Source organism: Frankia sp. CgJB1 (assembly GCF_977947065.1).
Genome location: NZ_CDWTNB010000011.1, coordinates 1 through 23575 on the forward strand (window position 1 = coordinate 1; position 23575 = coordinate 23575).

A 23575-nucleotide genomic window follows, 5' to 3' on the forward strand; every position below is an offset into this window, starting at 1 on the left:
GGCCATTCATGCACGCCTCCCGGCCGGTCGGCCCGTTGCGCCGCGCGCTGGAGTCGACGCCGCCACGAGCCGACGCCGTGATCAGTTACAGCTGCCGGACGTCGCATCTCGGCGAGGAGGTCGCCCGGATCTGGAAGCTGCCACATCTGGTGCGCGCGCACAACGTCGACTCGGAGTTCTTCCGGGTGCTGGCCCGCAACAGCTCGGGGCCGCGCACCGTCGCCTACGAGCTGGAGTATCACAAACTGCGACTGGCGGAGCTTTCGATGCACCACTCTCCGCTCATCACCTGCATCGCGGACATCTCGCTGGAAGACCACAACTGGCGGCGTACGCGGGCGAGCATCCCGACGTTCCACCTGCCGCCGTTCCTGCCTGTCGGTGCCCTCACCGCATCGACGGGCACCGAGCCGACCGGCACCGGCCCGGCCGGGTCGGCCCCGCCGGGCCGGAAGCCGGCACCTCGGGACGGCGCCGGCAAGAAGCTGATCTTTGTTGGCTCGCTGGACACCCCGACCAACATCGAAGCCCTGCGCTGGTTCCTCGGCGGCTGCTGGCCGACGATCCGGGTCCGCCATCCCGACGCGACCTTCCAGGTGGTGGGGCGGCGTCCGGAGGAGGGCCTAGCGGCATGGCTCGGTGGCTTCGAGGGCGTGGAGCTGCACACCGACGTGCCGAGCGTTGCCGGTTACCTCGCCACGGCCACCCTGTCGGTGAACCCGATGCGTTCGGGATCCGGCGTGAACATCAAGGCGATCGAGGCAATGGCGACGGGAACGCCAGTCGTGAGTACACCCACCGGCAGCCGCGGCCTCGGCTGGACGCCCGGTACCCACCTCCTCGTCGCCGAGGACGCGGGGGCCTTCGCCGACGCCGCCTGCGGCCTGCTGGAACAGCCCTGGAAGGCGGCCGAGATCGGAACAGCCGGCCGGGCCTACGTGCTACAAGAACTCGACCACGCGGCACTCATCGGTCGCATCCAGGAACATCTGACGCCAACCTGAGTCCTTCCCGCCGGGCCTCACCGGGCCGACGGAGGAGGGTGGTGGGCGGGAGACCGGTGGGCGGGAGACATATCAGAAGGTGAGCATCACCTTGCGGGCGTCGAACGCCTCCGCGTAGCGCGTCCCGCACTCGACGCCGCGCAGCCGCAGGGTTGCGCGGAAGGTCTCGTCGTCGAACCAGGCACGGTCCTGCTGGCTGCGGAAATGACGTTTGAGATGGTCGAGTTTTGCCCCGACCGTCTCCTCGGGGATCGGGACGTACAGGCTGGGGGACAGCCGGTCGGCCTCCCATTTCGGGATCTCGTAGCCGAGGATAAGCGCCCCGCGAAAGGCCTGCCACGCCAGCTCGCCGAGCACCCGGTGATCCTGGTGGGCATCCGCGAGCGCCGGGGCGAACACGATGTCCGGGGTGACCTGGCGGGCGATCTGCAGCAGGACCTCCTTGACCCCGCTCCACTCCCGCGGGAGGAAACCGTCCCGGACCTCGTGCAGGTGCAGCGAACCGAGCGAGGAGCCGAGCAGTTCACGCGCGCTCTCCTCCGCCTCCGAGCCGCGCTCGCCCTCGCTCGAGAAGACCACCCAGTGCACGGCGGCCTCCGGATGGGCGGCCAGCAACTGCATGATCGTGGCAGCGGCGCCGATCTCCACGTCGTCCGCGTGTGCCCCGAGGGCCACGACGCTGTATGCCCGACCATCGGCCGGCGGGCCCGCCGTCAACGCCAGCATCCGGCACTCCTCCGCGCTCGCCCGCCCTTTCTCTCCCCCTCATGCTCATGCCAGTGCACGAAGCCTCCGCCCCCCGGTTTCCCGGCAACCGGCCATGCCGTTGACCTTTCGCATCCACACCAACACTTGAAGTACCCAAGCACCCGGAGTGCCCACCGGACCGGCAGAAACACGCGGTGTCCGTCGAGCGGTTCAGAGCAACGCATGATAGCGGTTCTGCGCGGGCTCCAGACCGTCGGCGATGAGCATCTCGACCGAGTCGGCCGCGTGTTCGAGCAGGAGGGGCAGCTCACGGCGTTCGGTCGGGGTGAAGTCCCGCAGCACGAAGTCGGCCGGATCCATCCGGCCGGGCGGACGGCCGATGCCGACCCGGACCCGCAGGTAGTCCCGTGTCCCGAGCGCCGAGGAGATGGACCGCAGACCGTTGTGGCCGTTGTCCCCACCGCCGCGTTTGAGCCGCACAGCCCCGAAGGGGATGTCAAGCTCATCGTGCACCACGATGAGCCGGGAGACCTCGGCCTTGTAGAAGCTCCGGGCCGCCGCGACAGGATGGCCGGAGAGATTCATGAAGGAGAGCGGGCGGGCGAGGACCGCCCGCGCCCCGGCCAGGCGGGTCTCGGCGACATCGGCCCGGGAACGGTGCGACTTCAGCCGCGACCCGGTCCGCTCGGCGAGCAGGTCCACGACCATGAAGCCGGCGTTGTGCCGATTGCCGGCATAGGTCGGTCCGGGATTGCCGAGGCCAACGACGAGCCAGGGCCCATCGTCGGCCGGGATGGTTACCATCGGCAGACAACATCGGCGATGGAGCGGATCCGCTTAGACGGACGCGCTCGCGACGCCGGCCTCCTCCGCCACCGGAGTCTCGCCGAGCGAGGCCTCCTGCTGAGCGTTCGTCCGCTTGGCCAGGCACTGCACGACGACCAGGTCGGGGTCGGCGTCGAGCTCGGAGCCGGCCGGCAGCACCAGCTGGCGGGCGAAAATGCTCGTACCCGGCTCGAGCCCGGTGATGTCGACCTCGATCGGGCCGGGCAGCCGGGTGGCGTCGGCCTTCACCGCAATCGTGGTGACCTGCTGGTCGACCAGGGTGTCCGGGTATGGTTCCCCGATCACCTGCACGGGGATATCGGCCACGACCTTCTCGCCCCGGGCTACGAGCACGAGGTCGATGTGCTCGAAGCTGCCCTTGATCGGGTGGCGCTGGACGTCCTTCGCGAGCGCGAGTTCGGTCCCCGCGGCCAGCTCGAGCGTCAACAGGACGTTCGTGCCGGCGTCGGTCTTGAAGGCGTGGAGTAGGTCGTGTGCGGGCAGCGCAATGTGACGCGGCGGCTTACCGTGACCATAGAGAACGGCCGGGACCTTGCCGGCCCGACGGGTGCGACGAGCCCCGCCCTTACCGAACTCGGTGCGCGGCTCCGCGGTGATGCGGACCTCGGACATGGCGGCGCTCATCCTTTCCTAAACTGGGGATCCGGCGCCGGAGGGCGGTGGAACCACCGCGGCGCGGTCCTTCACAGTACCGGACGCGCCACGGCAAGGGGGAAACGACCCCGTTCTGTCAAGACCCTTGGTGCGTCGCGGCCTTGGTCACCCTGCCCGGTCACGCCGGGCCGCACCTCAGCGCACCTGCGGCCGGATGGTGGCAGCGGGGCGGACCTCCACCTTGGCGGGTAGCCGCGGACGACCGACCGCGGTCCGGGCTCGATGGAGCACCGGGCCACGGATGTCGTCGAGCACGCCGGCGACCCCCGGCCCCGGGACAACGGTGACCGCGATCTCCAGCACGGGTTCCCGCCGGCCACGCAGCACCGCCCGCACCGCCTCGACGCCCGCGATCCCGAACACGTCGTCCTCGACGGCGTCGGTCAGTGCCGCGGCGGACAGATGGACACCGCCGAGCGCATCATCCGTCACGTAGAGTCCACGGCGCCGCGCCGCCAGCGCCGTCTGCGCCCGAAGCCACCCGAGGGCGAGCAGGACGACCAGCCCGGAACCGATCCCCACGGCGAGCCAGAACCAGGTGTGGGAGGTCGGGTAGGAACGGGTGTCGGCATCGAGCACCGCCTCGTCGGCGACGTCGTCTCCGAACGCACCGGCCCCCACCAGCAACGCGAGAACACCGGCCGCGAGGCAGAGCAACCCGACTCCGACCAGGGCGACCCGGTTGAGGCGGTCGGGCGGTGGCTCGGACAGCCCGGCCGGCCCACCGCCGGGCTCCGTGGGTACCCCGCCACCCGCCGAGCGGCCCTCGGCGGTCTGCCCTCCCGCTGCCCGTGTCTCGGTCATGCCGCACCGCCACCGGTCCGTCCCGCCCCGTTGACGGTCCGGTCCGCGGCCGGTGGGGTCGCCTGGATGCGCAGCTCGAGCGGCTCAGCCAGTTCGAAGGAGGCGAGCAAGGAGGCCAGGACGGCACCCACGCGCTCCCGCGCGCCACCGGCGGCACGCGGCCGAAGACGCAGGCGGACGTCGGCGGTCCGGTCACGGACCCGAACCCGGGCGGCCCGCACCCCGTCGACGGTCAGGGCGGCGGAGCTCAGCGCCCGCGCAAGCCCTCGCCGCTCGACGAAGACAATGGTCTGCGCGCAGCTGCGCCGCACGGTGAGTCGGGACGGCGTTCCGCGCCGCGCTCCGAGCCAGATCAGCAGCAGGCCGACCAGAACGCAGATCCCCGCGGCCAGTCGGACCGCCCCGGAGGACCAGGCCGTGCCCGCCAGGCCGTCCGCCCACGCCGGCCAGTCGACCACGGCGTAGCCCCTGCCACCGCCGGCCGCAGCCACGATCTCGATGACGGTGATGACCCCGGCGGCCGCGGTCAGCGCGGCGAGCAGTCCGGCAACGATTCTACGCCCCACCCACACGGCACCCTCCTCTCACCGAGCCCAGCCTTGCCTGTTACCCGTGGTCTTGTTACCCGTGCTCTGAACGCGAACCGGCGGGACAGAAGATGGCCGCTACCCATCGGAGGACAGCGACGGGATCTCGATGTCCAGGTGTGCCACGCGCACACCCGTGAGCGCCGCGACCCGGTCCCGCACCTCACAACGGACCAGCTCGGCCGTCTCCGTGACCGGGATCGGGTAACGCACGGAGAACGACATCGTCAGCCGGGCGGTGGCTCCCTCCATCTTCGCCGAGACCCGTGGCCGCCCGGCACGCCCACGACGCCGCGCGCCGCCACGGCGCGGGAATCTGCGTGGCGGTCCGGTAACGCCGACAACGTCCGCCGCCGCCATGGCCGCGATCTTCTCGACAACCCGGTCCGCCACCCGCAGGGAACCGGCCCCTGACCGCCTACCCGCGGGACGGCCCGGTCGCACACGCTCCCTCTCGTTCACCGCCGCCCCCGACGCCGGTCACCGCCCACGTAACGGGTGATATCGAGATCACCATCCACCACCTTGCCGATAACCAGCCCTATCGCACCGAAGACCAGCACGATCAGAAACTCGCCAAAGCCCCCGAAGGCGAGGGCGAGTCCGGCGATCAGACCGATGATCAGGCCAAGCGCGCTCGATCGCATGTGGCTCTTCCCCTTTCCCAGCCCATCCAGCCCGGCCCATCCTGCGGCCGCGGTACCCGGTCCGCCCCTCTGGACCGGCAGATCGAGGGGCGTCCCGCGTGATCGTCACATGGAACCGGGCCCGGGGTGCGGTCCCGCGGATCCGGTGTCGCCTCAGCGCACCCGAGGACCACGGCCGGGGCCGAACCGCACCCAGCGGTACGACCACCACCGGCGCGCGGAGTCGGGACACCGGCGCCCGCGACCGCGAACCCAGGCGAACAGGATGCCCGCGGCGGTGGGCCGATGATGGGTGGTGAGGCGGACGCCCGGAACACCCGGCGCGTCCGGCCCAGCCGGCCCGTCCGGCGCGGATCGCAGGGCCCGCAGGCCGGCGGCGAACGCCTGTGGATCACCTCCCCGATCCGGGTGGTGCGTGCGGATGAACGCGCGGATCTCGGCCCTGCGTCGGGCGGCGTCGAGCTGGCGTCGGGATGACTCCTGCCGCCGATCGGAGGTCATGACGCCCCCATCTCCGCCACCCCCGCATCCGGCACCCCCGAACGGAGCGTCTCCGGACCGACCACCGCCGCGTCCGGCCCCTCCGGGCACGACAGGTCCGGATCCGGAATCGCCAGATCACGGATGACGACGTCGACCCGGGGACAGCCGGGTTCGGCCGCCAGCACCGCGGCGCGCACCCGGGCGGCGAGCTCACCGAGCCGTTCCCCGTACCGGCACACGATCTGCACCAGGATCCCGTCCGGCCGTACCCGTACCCCCTCCACCCGGCGGCCCGGAAGGTAGGTCGCGACCTCGGCCGCGGCACCCGCCCCGCCGTCCGGAACGCGGTGACGATCCTCGTGCCGGACCGGCGCGCCGATGAGCCGGACGACACCGGGACAGGACAGCACGGTCCGGGCCACGGCATCCGGATCCCAAGCGAACCCGCTCACCGGCCCGGCCGCCGTCGGGTTCGTACTCATTCGACCCGCCGCGACTCTTCCGATTCCTCCTCGCCGATGTAGACGTCGTCGATCGCGATATTCACCTCGGTGACCTCCAGGCCCGTCATTCCCTCCACGGAGGTGACGACGTTGTGCCGGATCGAGTGGGACAGATCCACGATGGAGACCCCGTAGTCGCAGACGACGTCGAGGTCGATCGCGGCCTGCCGTTCCCCGACCTCCACCGCGACTCCCTGGGAGACGCTGGCCGACGCGCCGGGGATGCGGGCCCGGAACGAACCCATCGCGCGGGCCCCACCCGAGCCCAGGCTGTGTACCCCGGAGACCTCGCGTGCCGCGACACCGGCGATCTTGCGGACGACGGCGTCCGCGATCGACGTCCGGCCCCGGCCGGTCACCAGCTCGGTGGACGTCTTGCGCTCCGGCACGGTGGTGCGACGCGCACCACCTGCGTCCGAGGTCTTCGCCTCGGGCCCGGCCGCGCTGGTTGTGGTGGTCATGGTGCTCCTTCCTGGCCGGCATCGTCGGAGCGCCCAAAGCGGTGGAAGGGGTCGGGTCCGACCAGGAGCGGGACGTCGAGGGACGATCCGTCCGGGCGCTCTCCGGTGCGGTCGTTCACGATCAGGGATACCCGAATTCTCCGGTCGGACAACAACCCGTTCCCGTCGGCACAGCTACGATTACTGAACGGAAGCGCGCATCGTCCCCGCCGCGTCGCCGGGGGCCGATTCGCTGCGCCCCTCGCGATCCTTCGCGGGCGGACGCTCATCCGCTCCCGGCGCGGGCGGATAGGTTTGGGTGCCGGCCGCCACCGAACGCCACGCCGCCCAGCGGGCGCGTGCGTCCGAGCGAAGGAGCATCCGCTGCCTCGATCCCACCCGGGTCCGCGCCGAAACGCCGGAGCCGGCCCCGCTACCGTCACCGTGCGAGCCCCGGCCAAGGTCAACCTGCATCTCGGCGTCGGACCGCTCCGACCGGACGGCTACCACGACATCATCACAGTGCTGCAGGCCGTCTCGCTGTTCGACGACGTCTCGGCGACGTCGGTCGATCCCCCGCAGTTCCACGGCTCGGGGCTATCGACCACCGGCGACGGCGGCGGGGACGGCGGGGACGGCCGGTCCGGCGGGGACGTAGTCGTGACCGTCGAGGTGTCCGGGGAGGGCGCCGACCCGGCGTCGCTGGGTCCGGCGACGCCCACGCCGGAGGTCTCCATCGTCCCCACTGGCCGGGACAACATCGCCGTCCGGGCCGCTCACCTGGTTGCCGAGGCCGCGGGCATCACCTCGGAACGTGTTCATCTCACCCTGGCGAAGGGCATCCCCGTCGCCGCGGGGATGGCCGGGGGCAGCGCCGACGCGGCGGCGGCGCTCGTCGCCTGCGACGCGCTGTGGCAGACCGGACTGGACCGGGCGACCCTGACCCGGCTCGCCGCCCAGCTCGGCAGCGACGTCCCGTTCCCCCTGGCCGGCGGCACCGCACTCGGCACCGGGCACGGCGAGCAGCTCACCGACGTCCTGGCGACGGGCGAGTACTACTGGGTGTTCGCGCTCGCCGACGGCGGCCTGTCCACCCCCGCGGTCTACAAGGAGTTCGACCGGCTGACCGAGGGCAAACTGCGGACCGGCCCGACCCCCGCCGACGACGTGCTCGCCGCGCTGCGCACCGGCGACCCCGGTCAGCTCGGGGCCGCCCTGGTCAACGACCTGCAGCCGGCGGCGCTGCGGCTTCGGCCGTCCCTGCGCCGCGTCCTGGAGGCGGGCCGGGAGCTGGGAGCCGTCGGGGCGATCGTGAGCGGCTCCGGTCCGACCTGCGCCTTCCTCGCGGCCGGAGCGCAGGAGAACATCGCGCTCGCGGCAAGCCTCGCCGGGATGGGGGTCGCCCGCGCGGTACGCCGGGCCTCCGGGCCGGCGAGCGGCGCCAGGATGGTGGAGGGGGCAGGCGAAGCGCCGTGAGCGCCGTCCTGGTCAGCCTCGAGAACGTCGACGCCGCGTTCGGCACCCGGACGCTGCTCGACCGGGTGAGCCTGGGGATCGGCGCCGGGGAACGGATCGGGGTCGTCGGGCGCAACGGGGCCGGGAAGTCCACCCTGCTGCGGATCATCGCCGGCGAGGTGGCCCCGGACGCCGGCCGGGTCGTGCCCGCCGGTTCCACCCGGGTCGCCACCCTGGCGCAGGCCGACGTGCTCCCCGCCGAGCGCACCGTGCGCGAGATTGTCGTGGGCACCGTCGCCGAGCACGAGTGGGCGGTGGATCCCCGGCAGCGGGGCATACTCGCCGGGCTCGGGCTGCTCGAACGGCTCGACGACCCGGTCGGGCCGATGTCGGGCGGGGAACGCCGCCGGGTGGCGCTGGCCCGGCTCCTCGTCCAGGACACCGACCTGCTGATCCTGGACGAGCCGACGAACCACCTGGACGTCGAGGGGGTCGCCTGGCTCGCCCGGCATCTCGCCGGCTTCCGCGGTGGACTGCTCGTCGCGACCCACGACCGCTGGTTCCTCGACGAGGTGTGCGGACGGGTCTGGGAAGTCGTGGACGGGCGCGTCGACGCGTACGAGGGCGGCTATTCCGCGTACGTGCTCGCACGGGCCGAACGCACCCGGCGGGCCGACGCCACCGAGGCCAGGCGCCAGAACCTGCTGCGTAAGGAACTCGCCTGGCTACGCCGCGGCCCGCCCGCCCGGACCAGTAAGCCGCGCTTCCGCATCGACGCGGCCAATGCGCTGATCGCCGACGAGCCACCGCCCCGGGATACCATGGCGCTGCGCAGCTTCGCGGCATCCCGGCTGGGCAAAGACGTCTACGACGCCGAGCATGTCACGGTCCGGATCGGGGACCGGACGTTGTTCGACGACGTCACCTGGCTGGTCGGACCGGGGGACCGGATCGGGCTGGTCGGTGTCAACGGAGCCGGCAAGACCACCCTGCTGCGCGTGCTGCTGGGTGCGGTGACGCCGGACGCCGGCCGGGTCCGGGTGGGGGCCAGCGTGCGACCGGCTCTGCTGTCCCAGGAGATCGCCGAACTACCGGCGCCACTGCGGGCATTGGAGGCCGTCGAACAGGTCGGGCGGGTCCTGGAGGTCGAGAAAGGCCGGGAACGGACCGCCGGCCAGTTACTCGAGCAGTTCGGCCTCCCGTCGTCGCGGCAGTGGACGCGGGTCGGGGACCTCTCCGGCGGCGAACGCCGCCGGCTGCAGCTGCTGCGCCTGCTGATGGCCAGACCGAACGTGCTGCTCCTCGACGAGCCGACCAACGACCTCGACACCGACACCCTCACCGCGCTCGAGGACCTCCTCGACTCGTGGCCGGGCAGCCTGATCGTGGTCAGCCACGACCGCTATTTCCTCGAACGCACCTGCGACGTGACGCTGGCGCTGCTCGGCGACGGGCACCTGCGCATGCTGCCCGGCGGCATCGAGGAGTACCTCGCCCGGCGCGCGGCCGCCCGGGAGGAGGCCGCGGCCCGGGCACCGTCATCCCGGGGTTCGTCGGCCTCCGGCGGCGGAGCGGGCGGGCAGGCCACCGGCGGACAGGGCACCGGCGGACAGGCCACCACCATCGCCGAAGCTGGGCGGACAGGTGGGCGGCCCGCCCTGTCCGGGAGCGAGCTGCGCGCCGCCCGCAAGGAGCTGACCCGGCTCGAGCGCGCCCTAGACCGGCTGAGCCGACGCGAGCAGGAGCTGCATCACGAGCTGGCCGAGGCCGCGACGGATCATGGGCGTCTGCTGACGCTGGACGCCGAGCTGCGCGCCGTCGTCGCGGACAAGGACAGCACCGAGGAGGCCTGGCTCACCCTCGCCGCCGAGATCGAGGGTGGCTGACAAGCCGCCGCCACCCGCCGCCCGGTCAGGCGGTAGCGCGTTTCGCCGCGAGACGCGCCGGGTCCGGCCAGCGGACGTCCCGCACCAGGTGGACGGTCTCCATCAGCTTGATCAGGTAGAAGCTGGTGTCGATTTGCCAGGGCCGCACCCCGTGCCGGGCCGAGGTCGGCTCGGCGTGATGCAGGTTATGCCAGGACTCGCCCATCGACAGCAGGGCCAGCGGCCACACGTTGGTCGACCGGTCCCGCGACCGGTAAGGACGCGAGCCGAGGACGTGGCAGATGCTGTTCACCGACCACGTGACGTGGTGCAGCAGCGCGATACGGACCAGCCCGGCCCAGAAGAACGCCTCCAGCGCCGCGGCGAACGAACCCCCCCACAGGCCGCCGATCATGGCGGGCAGCGCGAGGCTGGCGAACGCGCACAGCGCGAACGAACGGCTGACCTTCATGATGTCGGGATCGTCGAGCAAGTCCGGGGCGAACCGACGCTGGTCGGTCTGCTCGACGTCGAACAGCCAACCCACGTGGGCGTGCCAGAGACCCTTGATCAGCGACCACGTCCCCGGACCGTAACGCCATGGCGAGTGCGGATCGCCCTCGGTGTCGCTGAAGGCGTGATGACGCCGGTGGTCGGCCACCCACCGGATGACCGGGCCCTCGATCGCCATGTTGCCGGCGACCGCCAGCGCGATCCGCACCGGCCTGGACGTCCGGAAGCCGCGGTGGGTGAAGTAACGGTGGAAGCCGATCGTCACGCCATGGCCGGTGATGCCGTAGAACACCACGGCGAGGACGACGTCCCGCCAGGAGATCCACCGCCCCCACATCGCCGGGATCGCGACCGCCAGGGCGACCAGCGGCACCACGATCGTCACCACCATCACGACCTGCTCGACGCGGGCCTTCGTCATCGAACGGGGCCGCGAGGCGTTGCCGCGGCTGTTCGCGGGATCAGCCCGGCGGGGAACCGGGCCCGTGGTGGGTTCGCGGTCGTCCCGCGGTGCCCGATTGTCGCTCGGTGTCACCGTGTCGGTAGCGGTCATCGCCTCGTTCCGTCCGTCGCGGCTGGCCCACTGTGCCGGCGCTCCATCCGCCACGGTAGCCCGCCGACATGACAACGTCCCCCCGCCTCTACGTCCGCCACGCAAACAAACCATCGGTCGCCGACCCGGATCGATCGGCACCGCCGCGCACCACGGTCACCGGCAGGTCGATGACAAGCCGATGACGAATAGCGACATCTAATAAAATTTGATGTTATTAGATGACAGCCAGTGGCAGTCGGGCGACGAAGAGATGAACGGCAGCCAACCAAACCCGGTCCGGGACGCCCGCCCGCGCCGGCCGGCCGGCAGGGTAGCCGGCGGTGGCCCGGCTTTTACCATCCGAGCCACCCCACGATGGTAGAGTTGGCATGTTTTCTCGCGGTCCGCCGTAGTGTAATCGGCAGCACAGGAGATTTTGGTTCTCTTAGTCCACGTTCGAGTCGTGGCGGCGGAGCACTACCGGGCCCGGAGCTACCGGGCACCATCAGTAATACCATCGAAAAGAATATTCCGGAAGCACCGCCGCACCATCACCACGGCGGCAGACAGGCACACATCATTTCCCAATCCGGGGCCGGCGTGTTCCCGGGATGGCCGTGGCATCTGCCGGCGCCTTCCGATCGACGGGTAGTGTGGGCGCCGTCGCCCCACCGCTGTCCAGGTCCGAAGACTCGGGAGATCGCGTGACATCATCACGTCCGGCGGCCGTCATCATCCTGGCAGCGGGCGAGGGCAAGCGCATGCGCTCGACGACACCGAAGGTGCTGCACCACATCGCCGGGCGCTCCCTTCTCCACCACGTGCTAAGCGCGGCCGGAGCCCTCGCGGCGGCGCGTACCGCGGTCGTCGTGGGCCACGGCCGCGAACAGGTCGCGGCGATGCTGGCGGAGCAGGCTCCCGAGGTCGTCCCGGTCGTCCAGGACCGCCAGCACGGCACGGGCCATGCCGTCCGGGTGGCCTTGGCGGCGCTCGGCGAGCTGGCGCCCAGCGGCACGGTGGTCGTGCTGCCCGGCGACACCCCGCTGTTGACCGGCGCGACGCTCACTGCCCTGGTGGCCCAGCACCATGCCCGGGCGGCCGCGGCAACGGTCCTGTCGGCCGTTGTCGACGACGCCACCGGTTACGGCCGGGTGGTGCGCGACGGCGACGGCGCGGTCCGGGCCATCGTCGAGCATCGCGACGCCGACGCCGCCACCGCGACGATCCGAGAGATCAACACCGGCGTGTACGCGTTCGCCGCGGGCCCACTCCAGACCGCACTCGCAGGGCTGACCAGGGACAATGCTCAAGGTGAGGAATACCTCACCGACGTCGTCGGGCTGCTGGTCGCCGCCGGGCGGCCGGTGGCCGCGCGGGTCGTGGACGATCCCGGCGAAGCCGGTGGGGTGAACGACCGCGTCCAGCTCGCCGCCGCCGGACGGGTGCTGCGGGACCGGATTGTCGAGGTGGCGATGCGCGCCGGCACCACCGTCGTCGACCCGCAGACCACCTGGATCGACGCCGACGTCATCCTCGAACCGGACACGACGCTCGCCCCCAACACCTTCCTGCACGGCCGGACGCACGTCGCTCGCGGCGCCGTCATCGGCCCCGAGTGCACCCTGACGGACACGGCAGTGGGCGCGGGCGCGACCGTCCTGCGGACCACAGCCGAGCGGGCCGAGATCGGCGCCGGGGCCGTGGTCGGGCCTTACAGCCATCTCCGGTCGGGCACCCGGCTAGGCTGCGAAGGCAAGATCGGCTCCTTCGTCGAGACGAAGTCGGCCGATCTCGGGAACCAGACGAAGGTCCCGCACCTGGCGTATGTCGGCGACGCGGTGGTCGGCGAGCGCAGCAACATCGGATGCACGACGGTCTTCGTGAACTACGACGGGGTGGCCAAGCACCGCACGATGATCGGCTCGGACGTCCGGATCGGCAGTGATACCATGCTTGTTGCTCCGGTCACGGTCGGGGACGGGGCCTACACCGGCGCCGGATCCGTGATCCGGGAGGACGTTCCGCCGGGCGCGCTGGCGGTCCGGGAGGGGCGGCAACGGATCATCGAAGGCTGGGTCTCCCGCCGCCGTCCCGGCAGCCCGGCGGCACGAGCGGCCGCCGCGGCCGGCGTCCCGGCCCCCGACGGTGCCGGAGATCCCGAGCGTCCCGATGAAATGCCACAACCGTCCGCGGCCGAGGCCGCCGTGCCGATCCCAGTTCATCAGGGTGACGTGGCGCACCGGAGTGAGTTGCCGCCTACCGGCAAGGGCGAAGCCGGCATCGCCGGTATTCCCGGCGCGGGGAGCAGAACGTAAAACCGGGAAGCAGAATGTAAAGAGACGTCCGTCCGAACCTTCTGGCCAGCGAGGGGATGCACACCGCCCCGGTCTGCCCCGCCCGGGTCGGCGGCCCGGGGTCCGCGGGCGGCAGCCGGCGGGTATCGCCGGAGTCGCGGGCGGCGATCCGGGCACGTGGGTACCGTCCCGCCTGCGCCAACAGGGGCGGGACCGGGTAAGCCCGAGTGTTGAACCGTGCGGCCTCACGGCCGTTCCCCCGAACGGGTCACCCGCCCGGGGGCTGCCCACGCCAGCCCGACCACGCCGTCACGCCCGAGGAGTACGCGGTGGCCTACCAGACCGAGAACCGGCGCAATCTGATGCTCTTCGCGGGACGTTCGCACCCGGGCCTCGCGGCGGAGGTCGCGGCCGCGCTCGACGTCGAGCCCGTCCCCACCAATGCTTACGAGTTTGCCAGCGGCGAGATCTTCGTCCGCTTCTCCGAATCGGTTCGAGGCTGCGACGCCTTCGTGCTCCAGTGCCATTCGGCCCCGGTGAACACCTGGCTGATGGAACAGCTGATCATGGTGGACGCGCTGAAGCGGGCCAGCGCCAAACGGATCACCGTCGTCGCGCCCTTCTACCCCTATGCGCGCCAGGACAAGAAGCACCGTGGCCGGGAGCCGATCTCGGCCCGCCTCGTCGCCGATTTGTTCAAGACCGCCGGCGCGCACCGGCTCATGTCAGTCGACCTGCACACTGCCCAGATTCAGGGCTTCTTCGACGGGCCGGTGGACCATCTCTTCGCGTTGCCGCTGCTCACCAACTACATCGAGTCCAAGCTGGACACGTCCGAGGTGACCGTCGTCGCCCCCGACTCGGGCCGGGTCCGCGTGGCTGAGCGGTGGACCGACCGGCTCGGCTGCCCGCTGGCCATCATCCACAAGCGGCGTGACCCGGACGTTCCCAACCAGGTGAAGATGTTCGACGTGGTCGGCGAGGTGCACGGACGGACCTGCGTCATCGTCGACGACATGATCGACACTGCCGGCACGATCACGAAGGCCGCGGAGTCACTCAAGGAGCACGGCGCGGCGGGCGTCATCGCGGCGGCAACCCACGGCGTGCTGTCCGGCCCCGCCGCCGACCGGCTGAAGAACTCGGAGATCAGCGAGGTCGTCCTCACGAACACGTTGCCCCTGCCCAGCGAGGCTCGCATCGACAAGATCACCGAACTGTCCATCGCCCCGCTGCTGGCCGCGGCCATCAAGGCCGTGTTCGAGGACGGGTCGGTGACCGGCCTGTTCGGCGGAGACGCCTGACCGAGGCTCGGATCTCCCACCCCGCCACCGAGACAGGCGCAGGCAGGCGAACGGCCGCGAAGAACGACCTGGGGCGTCCCGGCGGCTGCCCCGCGTCCGTAGACTGCCCTGCCATGGCAGCGCAACAGCCGAAGGTGTCTCTCACCGGGATCAAGCCGACGGGCGAGCCGCACCTCGGCAACTACATCGGAGCGATCCGGCCGTCGCTGGAGCTCACCTCGACCTACGAGTCGATCTATTTCGTCGCCGACTATCACGCCCTGACATCCGTGCGTAGTCGCGAGGAGTTGGCGAGCTACACCCGCTCGGTGGCGGCCACGTGGCTCGTGCTCGGACTCGACCCGACGAGCACGATCTTCTACCGCCAGTCCGACGTCCCCGAGATCTTCGAGCTGGCCTGGGTGCTGTCCTGCGTCACCGGCAAGGGTCTGATGAACCGGGCCCACGCCTACAAGGCAGCCCGTGACCGCAACGCCGAGGCCGGCGTCCCCAATCTGGATGCCGGCATCAACATGGGCCTGTTCAACTATCCGATTCTGATGGCCGTCGACATTCTCATCATGAATGCCGACGTGGTCCCCGTCGGTCAGGACCAGTCGCAGCACGTGGAATACGCCGCCGACATCGCCGGCTCCTTCAACCATCTGTTCGGTGACGTGTTCAGCCTGAAGATCCCGGAGGTGGTCCTCCCGGCCGGGATCTCGGCGAAGGTACTGCCCGGCATCGACGGCCGCAAGATGAGCAAGTCATACCGGAACACCATTCCCCTCTTCGCGCCGGAGAAGCAGCTACGGAAACTCGTCCGTGGGATCGTGAGCGACAGCACCCCGCTGGCGGACCCGAAGGACCCGGACAGTTCCGCGGCCTTCGTCCTGCTCGAGAACTTCGCGGCTCCCGAGGCAATCAAGGAGATGCGCAGCCGTCTGGAGCAGGGTGGCACTGGATGGGGCGAGGTGAAGAACGCCCTGTTCGGGACGCTCAACGACTGGCTGTCACCGCTGCGGGAGCGCTACACCGAGCTCATCACCCCGGACAGCGAGCTGGACGACATCCTCGCGGCGGGTACCGAGCGGGCCCGCGACCGGGCCCGGCCAGTGCTCGCCGGGGTCCGGCGCGCGATCGGGATTTCCCCGCTCTGGTCTCCCCCGCTGTTCCGCCCTCCCCCGCCCGTTCCACCGGACGGGTCAGTCGGAACGGGCGGCGCGGGCGGCGGCCAGCCGGCAGAAGGCCGCGACATCGAGGGTCTCGCCCCGGGCACCGGGATCGACCTCGGCGGCACGCGCCAGTTCCCCGGCGGCGGCGGGCGATCCGGCCCAGGGCGCCAGGGCCGTACGCAGGGTCTTGCGGCGCTGCGCGAACGCGGCATCGATCGCGGCGAAAACGTCCGCCCGCAGCCGCGCCGGACCGGGCAGGGGCCTGCGGGTGAAGGCCACCAGCCCTGAATCGACATTCGGCTGCGGCCAGAAGACCGGTCTGGGCACCGCGCCGGCCGGCCGGGCGTGCGCATACCAGGCCAGCTTGACGCTGGGCGCCCCGTACACCCGGCTGCCCGGCGGCGCGGTGAGCCGGTCGGCGACCTCCGCCTGGACCATCACCAGCCCGCGGCGCAGCGAGGGCAGCCGTTCCAGCAGCCCGAGCAGCAGCGGCACCGCGATGTTGTAGGGCAGGTTCGCGGCGAGCACCCCGGGCGCAGCCACGTCGGCGGGCAGGTCGGCCGAGGTAACCCGCAGACCGTCGGCGGCCACCACGCGCAACCGCTCGGCGACGTCGGCCGGCAGCCGGGCGGCCACGGTCACCGGCAGGACCGCGGCGAGGGGGCGATCCACCTCGACAGCGACGACGGCCTTCGCCGCCTCGACGAGCCCCAGGGTCATCGACCCGAGTCCTGGCCCGATCTCCAGCACCGTGTCGTCCGGGCCGACGCCGGCGAGCCGCACCAGCCGGCGGACGGTGTTCGCGTCGACGAGGAAGTTCTGCCCGCGCCGTTTCGTCGGCCGCAGGTCCAGCTCGTGCGCGAGGGCCCGAAGCTCAGCCGGCGAGAACAGCGCGTCGGTGTCTACCAGGGCCCGAACACCCGCTCCGCGTTTGCGGCGATGTGCGTGCCGAGCTCGGCGACGCCGACGCCGCGGGTCTCGGCCAGCACCCGCAGCGTCAGCGGAATGAGGTACGGGCCGCCGGGCCGGCCCCGCCAAGGGGTCGGGGTGAGGAACGGCGCGTCGGTCTCCACCAGGATGAGATCCGCCGGGGCGACGGCCGCCGCCTCCCGCAGATTGGCGGCATTGGAGAAGGTGACGTTACCGGCGAACGACATCACGTACCCGGCGTCCGCGCAGATCTTCGCCATCGCCGTGTCCCCGGAGAAGGCGTGGAAGACGACCTTCTCCGGGGCGCCCTCCTCGCCGAGGATGCGCAGCGTGTCGTCGTGGGCGTCCCGGTCGTGGATCATCAGCGCCCGGCCGGTCTCCTTGGCGATCGCGATGTGGCGCCGGAAGCTCTCCTGCTGCGCGGCATGCGCCTCGGGTGGGGTGCGGAAGTAGTCCAGGCCCGTCTCGCCGATCGCGCGCACGCGATCGGCGTGGGCCAGCTCGGCGATGGCGGCGAACGTCTCCTCGGTGACCCCGTGGGCCGCCTCGTTAGGATGGATCGCGACGGCGGCGTAGATCTCCGGATGCGCCGCGGCGACCTCGGCCTGCCATCTGCTGGTGGGCAGGTCGATGCCGACGGTGACGGCCCGCGTGACACCAACTGCCCGGGCCGCCGCGATCGCCGCCGGAACTTCGGTGCCCATCAGGTCGAGATGACAGTGGCTGTCGACCACGGCCACGGGAAGAGGGTCCGGCGGTGGCGGCGGATCACCCGACCGGCCAGAGTTTCGCGCCACCTCGCCCGCCCTCCCGTGCCCGCCCTTCGTTTCCTGAAGTCTGAAGTCTACGACCGCCGCCGAGTGTGCCAGACAACCCGGCATGGGACGCTAATCGGGTGAGCAAGCGCAAGGACCCCACGCGATGACGACACCGTTGACCGTTGCCCTGGTCACCCCGCTGACCGGTCCCGACGCCGCCCAGGGCCTCGCCGGGCTACGAGGGGTCACCCTGTGGGCGCGTGACGAACGCCTCCCACCGCCCTGGGACGAGGTGAGTCTCACCGCCTACGACGCGTATCCCGATCCGGCCGCCGCCATGCGCGCCGCGGTGGCCGCGGGACCCGACGCCCTGCTCGGACCCTACGGCCACCGGGCGGCACTCGCGGCCTGTGCTGCGACGGACCGGGTGGTCTTCAACACCGGCGCCCCGTCCACGCGCTTCGTCCGGCAGGCCTTCCCGAACGTCGTGAACATCGCCGCGGCCACCTCGACCTGGCCGCGCGGGGTCCTCGCCGCCGTGCGGGCGGCCGATCGACGGGCCCGCAAGGTCGTCCTGCTCGCCTCCGGGGACACCGCCGTCGAGATCACATCGGTAACGAAGGCCGCCGCGGTAGCGCAGTCGTTCGAGGTGGCTTCGCACGTCTTCCCCCCGGGCAAGGCCGCCCTCACCGCGACCCGGCTGCCCCCGGGCGACATCCTCATCGTCCACGCCGGCCCGGACGACGAGCTGGCGGCGGCGAACATCCTGCTGCGCCGGCCGTGGCGGGCGGCCGCCTTCTCCACGGCCGTCAGTGCGCAGGCCACCGCGAGCCTGGGCGACCTGCGCGAGCAGCTGCTGGCGCCGGGCAGCTGGATGCCCGAGAACACCCAGCCGACCGCGACCGGTCCGACCGCGCGGGAGTTCACCGCCGACTTCACCGCCCTGCACGGCGTCGCGCCGACCGAAACGGCGGCCTGGGCCTACGTCACCGGGCTGATCCTGGGACGGGCCATTCGCTACTGCGGAGGCGTGCAGGACACCTCCGTGCTCGCCGCCGCCCGGGGCATCGACACGACCACGTTGCTCGGTCGCTTCCGGCTGGACGAGGCGACGGGGCTCCAGGTCGGCCACCAGATCCCGATCGTGCAGTGGCAGGCCGGTGCCTCCCGGACGGTCTGGCCCCGTGAGTCGGCGCGGGCACCGTTCGCCCATCCCCGGCTGTTCACCAGCCGCCCGGGGACAGCGTCGCGGACTTCGCCGGGGACGGGCACGTTTTCGATCAGCCCTCCCACGCCGACGGCCGGATCGGGGACGACGCCCCCGACCGCGCAGCCCCCGACCACGCAGCCCCGGACCGCGCAGCCTCGGACCGCGCAGCCTCGGACGCCTCCGGCCTCGCGCACACTCCCCACCACGTGAGTGGGCCTCCGCCGCCGACGGGCCATCCGGGGCGGGTGAACCGTCCGGAGCGGTGGACCACCCGGAGCGGGTGAACGGTGATTGGTTCGGGTGCCGCCGTGGTACTGAGAAACTCACGGCGGCACTTGGCGGCCCGCGGAGGGGGAAACATGGCAGCGGGTCCACTCGGTCGTGCTCCCGCGGGGCCGTGGCGCCGCCGGGCCGCAGTGGGCATCCTCGGTGGCCTGACGGTGGCCTTCGCGGTGGCGACGGCCCGGCTGTTCGTCTTTCCGCACCAGGATGCTCCCGCCCCGGTGGACGCGATCGTCATGTTCGCCGGGAGTCCGGGACGGCTCGAACGCGCCGTCGCACTCACGCGGGCCGGCTACGCACCCGTGCTCGCGGTCTCGGCGCCGACGGAGAAGGACCCGTGCCCCGGGCCCATTCCCGGGGTCGAGGTGATCTGTTTCTCGCCCGATCCGCGGACGACCCAGGGCGAGTCGCGGTGGACCTCCGCGGCGGCGGCACGCCGCGGGTGGCATTCGCTCATGGTCGTCGCCTCGACCTCACAGAGCACGCGCGCCCGGCTGCGCCTCGACCGTTGCTATGACGGCGAGACGCGGATGCAGGGGGTCCCGCCCCCGCGCCGGGCCTGGCCGTACGTGATCGCCTACGAGTGGGCGGCCCTGGGCAAGGCCCTCGTTCTCCAACACCACTGCTGACCGCCGACCGTGCTCAGCGCCCGTCGGCCCGGTCCCCGGCCCGGGCGGCGAGCTCCGCGGCATAGACCTCGTTGCGGGAGACGCCGTACTCGGCGGCCACGGCCTTGCGCGCGTCCTTCGGGGACATCCCCGCCGAGGTTCGTCGGGCTACCTCGGCGACCAGGATCCTGCCGTCGATGATCGGCCCAGCCACGCTTGGCCCGGCCCGGCCCCGGGTACCGCCGGCGACCACCAGCGTGAACTCCCCCCGGATAACCCGGCCGTCGGTGGCCCAGCCGAGCAGATCGGCGAGGTCGCCGCGGACGATCTCCTCGAAGGTCTTCGTCAGCTCGCGGCAGAGCACCGCCGGACGGTCGGCGCCGAAGGCCGTGACGAGGTCGCGCAGGCCGGCCACGAGCCGGTGCGGGGACTCCAGGAACACCATCGTCCGCGGCTCGCCGGCCAGGTCGCGAAGGCGTCCACGCCGGTCGCCGCCCTTGCGCGGCAGGAAGCCCTCGAAGGTCCAGCGGTCCGTCGGCAGCCCGCTGACGGCCAGGGCCGCGGTGACAGCGGACGGACCGGGAACGACGGTCACGGCCATCCCCGCGGCGGCGGCTGCGGCCACGACCCGGAACCCGGGGTCGGAGACGGCGGGCATCCCGGCGTCGGTGACGAGCGCGACGGTGGCACCCTGGCGCAGGTAGTCGGTGAGCTGGGCGGCCCGGGTGCCTTCCACCGCGTCGTAGCACGACACGATCCGCCCGGACACCGTCACGTCGAGCGCGTGCGCCAGCCGTAGGACCCGGCGGGTGTCCTCGGCGGCGATCACATCCGCGGTGGCAAGGATCTCGCCGAGCCGAGGGCTGGCGTCCCGGACGTCGCCGATGGGGGCACCGCACAGCACCAGGGTCCCGGGCACCCGACCAGTCTGTCAGGAGCCAGGACCTACCCTGATCGGTGTGACGGCGACGACGGCCCACCTGCCCTGGACGGCGACCGGTCGCGGGGACGCGGCGCGGGTGGCCGGCCCGGGTTCCTCCGGCCCGGCCGGCGGTCGGCCGCTCTCGGTGCGTGAGCGGCTGTGCCCACCGATGCCGCGGTCGCCGCTCGTAGGGTGGCTGGCGACCCTGTCCGTCGCGATCGTCGCCGGGCTGCTGCGTTTCTGGCACCTCACAGAGCCCCGCGGGATCTACTTCGACGAGGTCTACTACACCAAGGACGCCTGGGGCCTGCTGACGGTCGGGTATGAGATCAACTCGACGACCTGTTCCGGTCCGGCCTACGTCGTCCATCCGCCGTTCGGCAAGTGGCTGATGGCCGCCTCCGAGGGTCTGTTCGGCTATACCGACTGTGCCGGGGTCTCGCACGGCAGTCCGGAGCTCGGCTGGCGGTTCTCGTCCGCGCTGTTCGGGACGCTCGCTGTCTTGGTCCTCGCCCGCGCCGCCCGACGGATGTTCCGCTCCACGCTCCTGGGCTGCTTCGCCGGTCTGCTCCTCGCCCTCGACGGGCTGGAGTTCGTGCAGAGTCGCATCGGGATCCTCGACATCTTCCTGATGACTGGCGTCGTCGTGGCGCTGGCCTGTCTGCTGCTCGACCGGGACGACGGCCGCCGCCGGCTCGCCGACCGCCTGGAACCAGCTGGTTCCGGTCCCGGATCAGCACCTCTGGGGGACAATGCCGCCGGCCCGGACAGCGGCCCGACCGCGGCGGCTCCGCCCATCCGGGCCGACCGCCTCCTCGACACGTACGGGCCGCGGCTGGGGTTCCGCCCCTGGCGGCTGGCCTGCGGGGTGGCCCTGGGACTGTCCATGGGGGTGAAGTGGAGCGCCCTCTACACGATCATCGGCTTCGCGGCGCTCGCCCTCGCATGGGACATCGGAGCGCGGCGCACCGGCGGAGCCCGCCGACCCGTGTTGGGAGCACTGCGCCGGGACAGCCCGGCCTGGTTCGCCGGGTTCCTACTCGTCCCCATCGTGACCTTCCTCGCCACCTGGACCGGCTGGTTCGCCACCGACGGCGGCTACTACCGCCACTACTACGGCAACGGCTTCGGCGCCGCGTGGCACGGCTGGTGGAAGTACCAGATGGCGGTGCTGAAGTTCCACGAGGGACTCCACGAGGGGCACGCCTTCGCGTCGCATCCGATGAGCTGGCTGGTGATGGCGCGGCCGGTCGCGTACTACTACTCCTCGCCGGCGTACGGGACCTCGGGCTGCCACGATCCGGCCGGCTGCTCCCGGGAGGTCCTCGCTCTGGGCAACCCGGCGATCTGGTGGGTCGGCACGGCGGCGCTGGTCGCGATGCTCGCCTGGTGGGTCTCCCGGCGGGACTGGCGGGCGGCCCTGGTGCTGGTTGGGTTCGGCTCGGCCTTCGTGCCGTGGCTGCTGCTCCCGAACCGCACGATGTTCTTCTTCTATGCGCTGCCGTCGCTGCCGTTCCTGGTCCTCGCCATCACGGCGCTAGCCGGGCTCGTCCTCGGCCCGCGCGAGGCGTCGGAGACCCGCCGCCTGGTCGGGGCGCTGTCGGTCGGAATCTACACGATCATCGTCGTGCTGCTCTTCGCGTACTTCTACCCGATCCTGGCCGCCGAGGTGATCCCCTACTCCTCGTGGCGCGCCCGGATGTGGTTCCCGGGCTGGATCTGACAGGACACCACACCAGGCCCACGGTGCCGACCCGTGAACCCCGACGAGGCCTGCGGCGTCGCCTCAACGTGATCCGACTCACGACTTCGCGCCCCATTCGTGGCATCACCACCGTAGGCGATGCAACCATTACGAATCGGCAAGCCGGAACGGCGACAGCCGCAGCGACAGGGGTTATCGAAGTTTGATGGTCACGAAGAGCCGAACAAGGACGCCACTAGCAGCACCGCCCTAGTCCTTGAACGGGGGGGTCGCGTACAGCTCGAGAAGTCGATCCGAGAGGGTGGGGCGGTCACCATGCCCCGAGGCCGTGCGGCAGTGAGCGCCCAAACGGGCCTCCCTCCGACCTCCAACCACCGGAGACGGGTGTCGGGCGGGCCGAGACTGGGAGGAACCACCATGGCGGATGTGTCGGTACGCTTCGCGATGACCGATGACAGCGAGATCGTGCTGAACCTGTCGCTGACCCAGGCGATCCGGCTCACCGAGGCGATCGCGTCGAAGGTCAGCCAGGCGATGACCGAGCAGCCGCGGGCCGGCATGAACGGCAACGCCTACGGCCCCGGGGTGCGCCCCGGCCCCTACTCGACGTCCTGAGCCGTCCGGCACCGAGCCGGGTTGTACCCCCGCGGTGCCGGGCTATCCCCCGGTCAACTGGGCGATCAGGGCCCGCAGCAGGTCGAGATCCCGGCGGCGCAGCTCGGCGACGGACGACGGATCCGGCCGTGTGGAGGCCAGCGCCGCACGCACCGAGCGCAGCTTGTCGCGCAGGATCTCCACGTCGGCGGGTGTCAGTAGACCGTCGCGCAGGACCAGCACCACGTGGCCACCGTGCTGCACCACGTCCACCGACTCGACCATCGGCAGCGTGACGACCCGGATACCGACAGGTGCCTCCTGGTCGTAGACAAGACACAGCTGGTCCTCCGCCATCACCTCCGCGGTGCTGTCGTCCCACAGCACGGTCGCTCGGGCCGTGATGGGGGTCACACCGCGGGCCGACTCGACCCGCACGGGGTCGGCGTTCCCGGCCGGTTCGCGACGGCCGGCCGGGTGGACGGCGAGTACCGTGCCGCGCCGCGACCAGACCCCGCCACCGAGGTCGTCGACGGGGAAGACCCGGTCACCCCGGGCGAACATCACCAACGCGGCACGACCGTCCTCGGCGGTCGATGGGTGGGCGGCCATAGCGTGATCGTAGGTGGCCGCCGTGGGGCCCGAGCACCGAGACCCCACCAGGGCGCATCCGGCAACACCCGCACACCCGCACACCCGCACACCCGCACACCCGCACACCCGCACACCCGCACACCCGCACACCCGCACACCCGCACACCCGCACACCC

At 71.7% G+C, this 23575-nt stretch carries 24 protein-coding genes, 1 tRNA gene and 1 pseudogene; 11 read left to right on the forward strand and 15 right to left on the reverse strand.

The window, feature by feature from the left end:
* Positions 1-1004, forward strand: a 1004-nt coding sequence (locus AC08OT_RS02585; protein ID WP_476602498.1) for a glycosyltransferase, incomplete at its 5' end; no start/stop codon positions are given.
* Between the two features lie 72 nt (positions 1005-1076).
* Here AC08OT_RS02585 and AC08OT_RS02590 read toward each other — a convergent pair.
* The 10 genes from AC08OT_RS02590 to AC08OT_RS02635 form a co-directional block, all read right to left on the reverse strand.
* The gene (locus AC08OT_RS02590; protein ID WP_476593129.1) at positions 1077-1730 is read right to left on the reverse strand and encodes a PIG-L deacetylase family protein; all 654 of its coding nucleotides are present in this window, start codon (positions 1728-1730) and stop codon (positions 1077-1079) included.
* Positions 1731-1922: 192 nt separating this feature from the next.
* Complete coding sequence (gene pth / locus AC08OT_RS02595) at positions 1923-2516, reverse strand: aminoacyl-tRNA hydrolase (protein WP_462203374.1); 594 nt, start codon at positions 2514-2516, stop codon at positions 1923-1925.
* Between the two features lie 33 nt (positions 2517-2549).
* Positions 2550-3170 (reverse strand): 50S ribosomal protein L25/general stress protein Ctc, encoded by a 621-nt coding sequence (locus tag AC08OT_RS02600; protein ID WP_476593130.1) that lies wholly within the window; start codon positions 3168-3170, stop codon positions 2550-2552.
* Positions 3171-3347: 177 nt separating this feature from the next.
* Complete coding sequence (locus tag AC08OT_RS02605) at positions 3348-4016, reverse strand: Asp23/Gls24 family envelope stress response protein (RefSeq protein WP_476593131.1); 669 nt, start codon at positions 4014-4016, stop codon at positions 3348-3350.
* Entirely contained in the window at positions 4013-4582 is a 570-nt protein-coding gene (locus AC08OT_RS02610; protein WP_476593132.1) for a DUF6286 domain-containing protein, read from the reverse strand. Before AC08OT_RS02610 ends, AC08OT_RS02605 begins: the two co-directional genes overlap by 4 nt.
* Before the next feature lie 99 nt (positions 4583-4681).
* The gene (locus tag AC08OT_RS02615) at positions 4682-4996 is read right to left on the reverse strand and encodes an Asp23/Gls24 family envelope stress response protein (protein WP_476593133.1); all 315 of its coding nucleotides are present in this window, start codon (positions 4994-4996) and stop codon (positions 4682-4684) included.
* Between the two features lie 65 nt (positions 4997-5061).
* Positions 5062-5250: a DUF2273 domain-containing protein gene (locus AC08OT_RS02620; RefSeq protein ID WP_462186371.1), complete on the reverse strand. Its 189-nt coding sequence runs from the start codon at positions 5248-5250 to the stop codon at positions 5062-5064.
* Between the two features lie 153 nt (positions 5251-5403).
* Positions 5404-5751 (reverse strand): GTP-binding protein, encoded by a 348-nt coding sequence (locus AC08OT_RS02625; RefSeq protein WP_476593134.1) that lies wholly within the window; start codon positions 5749-5751, stop codon positions 5404-5406.
* Positions 5748-6215: a hypothetical protein gene (locus AC08OT_RS02630; protein WP_476593135.1), complete on the reverse strand. Its 468-nt coding sequence runs from the start codon at positions 6213-6215 to the stop codon at positions 5748-5750. The genes AC08OT_RS02625 and AC08OT_RS02630 overlap by 4 nt, the downstream gene beginning before the upstream one ends.
* Positions 6212-6697 carry an Asp23/Gls24 family envelope stress response protein gene (locus tag AC08OT_RS02635; RefSeq protein WP_462186369.1) on the reverse strand — a complete coding sequence of 162 codons (486 nt, stop codon included), beginning with the start codon at positions 6695-6697 and terminating at the stop codon, positions 6212-6214. The genes AC08OT_RS02630 and AC08OT_RS02635 overlap by 4 nt, the downstream gene beginning before the upstream one ends.
* Before the next feature lie 423 nt (positions 6698-7120).
* On the opposite strand from AC08OT_RS02635, the gene AC08OT_RS02640 reads away from it, so the two are divergent.
* Entirely contained in the window at positions 7121-8152 is a 1032-nt protein-coding gene (locus AC08OT_RS02640; protein WP_476593136.1) for a 4-(cytidine 5'-diphospho)-2-C-methyl-D-erythritol kinase, read from the forward strand.
* Positions 8149-10017 carry an ABC-F family ATP-binding cassette domain-containing protein gene (locus AC08OT_RS02645; protein ID WP_476593137.1) on the forward strand — a complete coding sequence of 623 codons (1869 nt, stop codon included), beginning with the start codon at positions 8149-8151 and terminating at the stop codon, positions 10015-10017. The genes AC08OT_RS02640 and AC08OT_RS02645 overlap by 4 nt, the downstream gene beginning before the upstream one ends.
* Positions 10018-10042: 25 nt before the next feature.
* Here AC08OT_RS02645 and AC08OT_RS02650 read toward each other — a convergent pair whose 3' ends face one another.
* Positions 10043-11062, reverse strand: a complete 1020-nt coding sequence (locus AC08OT_RS02650; RefSeq protein ID WP_476593138.1) for an acyl-CoA desaturase — start codon at positions 11060-11062, stop codon at positions 10043-10045.
* A 385-nt stretch (positions 11063-11447) separates the two neighbouring features.
* On the opposite strand from AC08OT_RS02650, the gene AC08OT_RS02655 reads away from it, so the two are divergent.
* From AC08OT_RS02655 to AC08OT_RS02670, 4 genes and pseudogenes are all read left to right on the forward strand, one after another.
* Positions 11448-11519: transfer RNA gene (locus AC08OT_RS02655), tRNA-Gln, on the forward strand.
* A 229-nt stretch (positions 11520-11748) separates the two neighbouring features.
* Entirely contained in the window at positions 11749-13359 is a 1611-nt protein-coding gene (gene glmU / locus AC08OT_RS02660; protein WP_476602499.1) for a bifunctional UDP-N-acetylglucosamine diphosphorylase/glucosamine-1-phosphate N-acetyltransferase GlmU, read from the forward strand.
* A 308-nt stretch (positions 13360-13667) separates the two neighbouring features.
* Complete coding sequence (locus AC08OT_RS02665) at positions 13668-14642, forward strand: ribose-phosphate diphosphokinase (protein WP_462186364.1); 975 nt, start codon at positions 13668-13670, stop codon at positions 14640-14642.
* Positions 14643-14755: 113 nt separating this feature from the next.
* Positions 14756-15778: pseudogene (locus tag AC08OT_RS02670) on the forward strand (tryptophan--tRNA ligase); the annotation flags it as partial.
* Between the two features lie 48 nt (positions 15779-15826).
* Here the strand turns inward: AC08OT_RS02670 and rsmA are convergent.
* On the reverse strand, positions 15827-16705 hold the full coding sequence (gene rsmA, locus AC08OT_RS02675; RefSeq protein WP_476602506.1) for a 16S rRNA (adenine(1518)-N(6)/adenine(1519)-N(6))-dimethyltransferase RsmA: 879 nt from the start codon (positions 16703-16705) through the stop codon (positions 15827-15829).
* On the reverse strand, positions 16699-17523 hold the full coding sequence (locus AC08OT_RS02680) for a TatD family hydrolase (protein ID WP_476594828.1): 825 nt from the start codon (positions 17521-17523) through the stop codon (positions 16699-16701). The genes rsmA and AC08OT_RS02680 overlap by 7 nt, the downstream gene beginning before the upstream one ends.
* Before the next feature lie 124 nt (positions 17524-17647).
* On the opposite strand from AC08OT_RS02680, the gene AC08OT_RS02685 reads away from it, so the two are divergent.
* Together AC08OT_RS02685 and AC08OT_RS02690 are read left to right on the forward strand one after the other, a co-directional pair.
* Positions 17648-18904: a type 1 periplasmic-binding domain-containing protein gene (locus AC08OT_RS02685; RefSeq protein ID WP_476602500.1), complete on the forward strand. Its 1257-nt coding sequence runs from the start codon at positions 17648-17650 to the stop codon at positions 18902-18904.
* 149 nt (positions 18905-19053) lie between these two features.
* Complete coding sequence (locus AC08OT_RS02690; RefSeq protein WP_476591939.1) at positions 19054-19605, forward strand: YdcF family protein; 552 nt, start codon at positions 19054-19056, stop codon at positions 19603-19605.
* Between the two features lie 13 nt (positions 19606-19618).
* On the opposite strand, the gene rsmI is transcribed toward AC08OT_RS02690, so the two are convergent.
* Positions 19619-20503: a 16S rRNA (cytidine(1402)-2'-O)-methyltransferase gene (rsmI, locus tag AC08OT_RS02695; protein WP_476591940.1), complete on the reverse strand. Its 885-nt coding sequence runs from the start codon at positions 20501-20503 to the stop codon at positions 19619-19621.
* 40 nt (positions 20504-20543) lie between these two features.
* On the opposite strand from rsmI, the gene AC08OT_RS02700 reads away from it, so the two are divergent.
* Both AC08OT_RS02700 and AC08OT_RS02705 read left to right on the forward strand, forming a co-directional pair.
* Positions 20544-22229 (forward strand): dolichyl-phosphate-mannose--protein mannosyltransferase, encoded by a 1686-nt coding sequence (locus AC08OT_RS02700; protein ID WP_476591941.1) that lies wholly within the window; start codon positions 20544-20546, stop codon positions 22227-22229.
* 399 nt (positions 22230-22628) lie between these two features.
* A complete protein-coding gene (locus AC08OT_RS02705; protein WP_006541195.1) occupies positions 22629-22826 on the forward strand; it encodes a hypothetical protein in 198 nt (65 codons plus the stop codon).
* Between the two features lie 42 nt (positions 22827-22868).
* On the opposite strand, the gene AC08OT_RS02710 is transcribed toward AC08OT_RS02705, so the two are convergent.
* Positions 22869-23417, reverse strand: a complete 549-nt coding sequence (locus tag AC08OT_RS02710) for a hypothetical protein (RefSeq protein ID WP_476596910.1) — start codon at positions 23415-23417, stop codon at positions 22869-22871.
* Between the last annotated feature and the right edge of the window lie 158 nt (positions 23418-23575).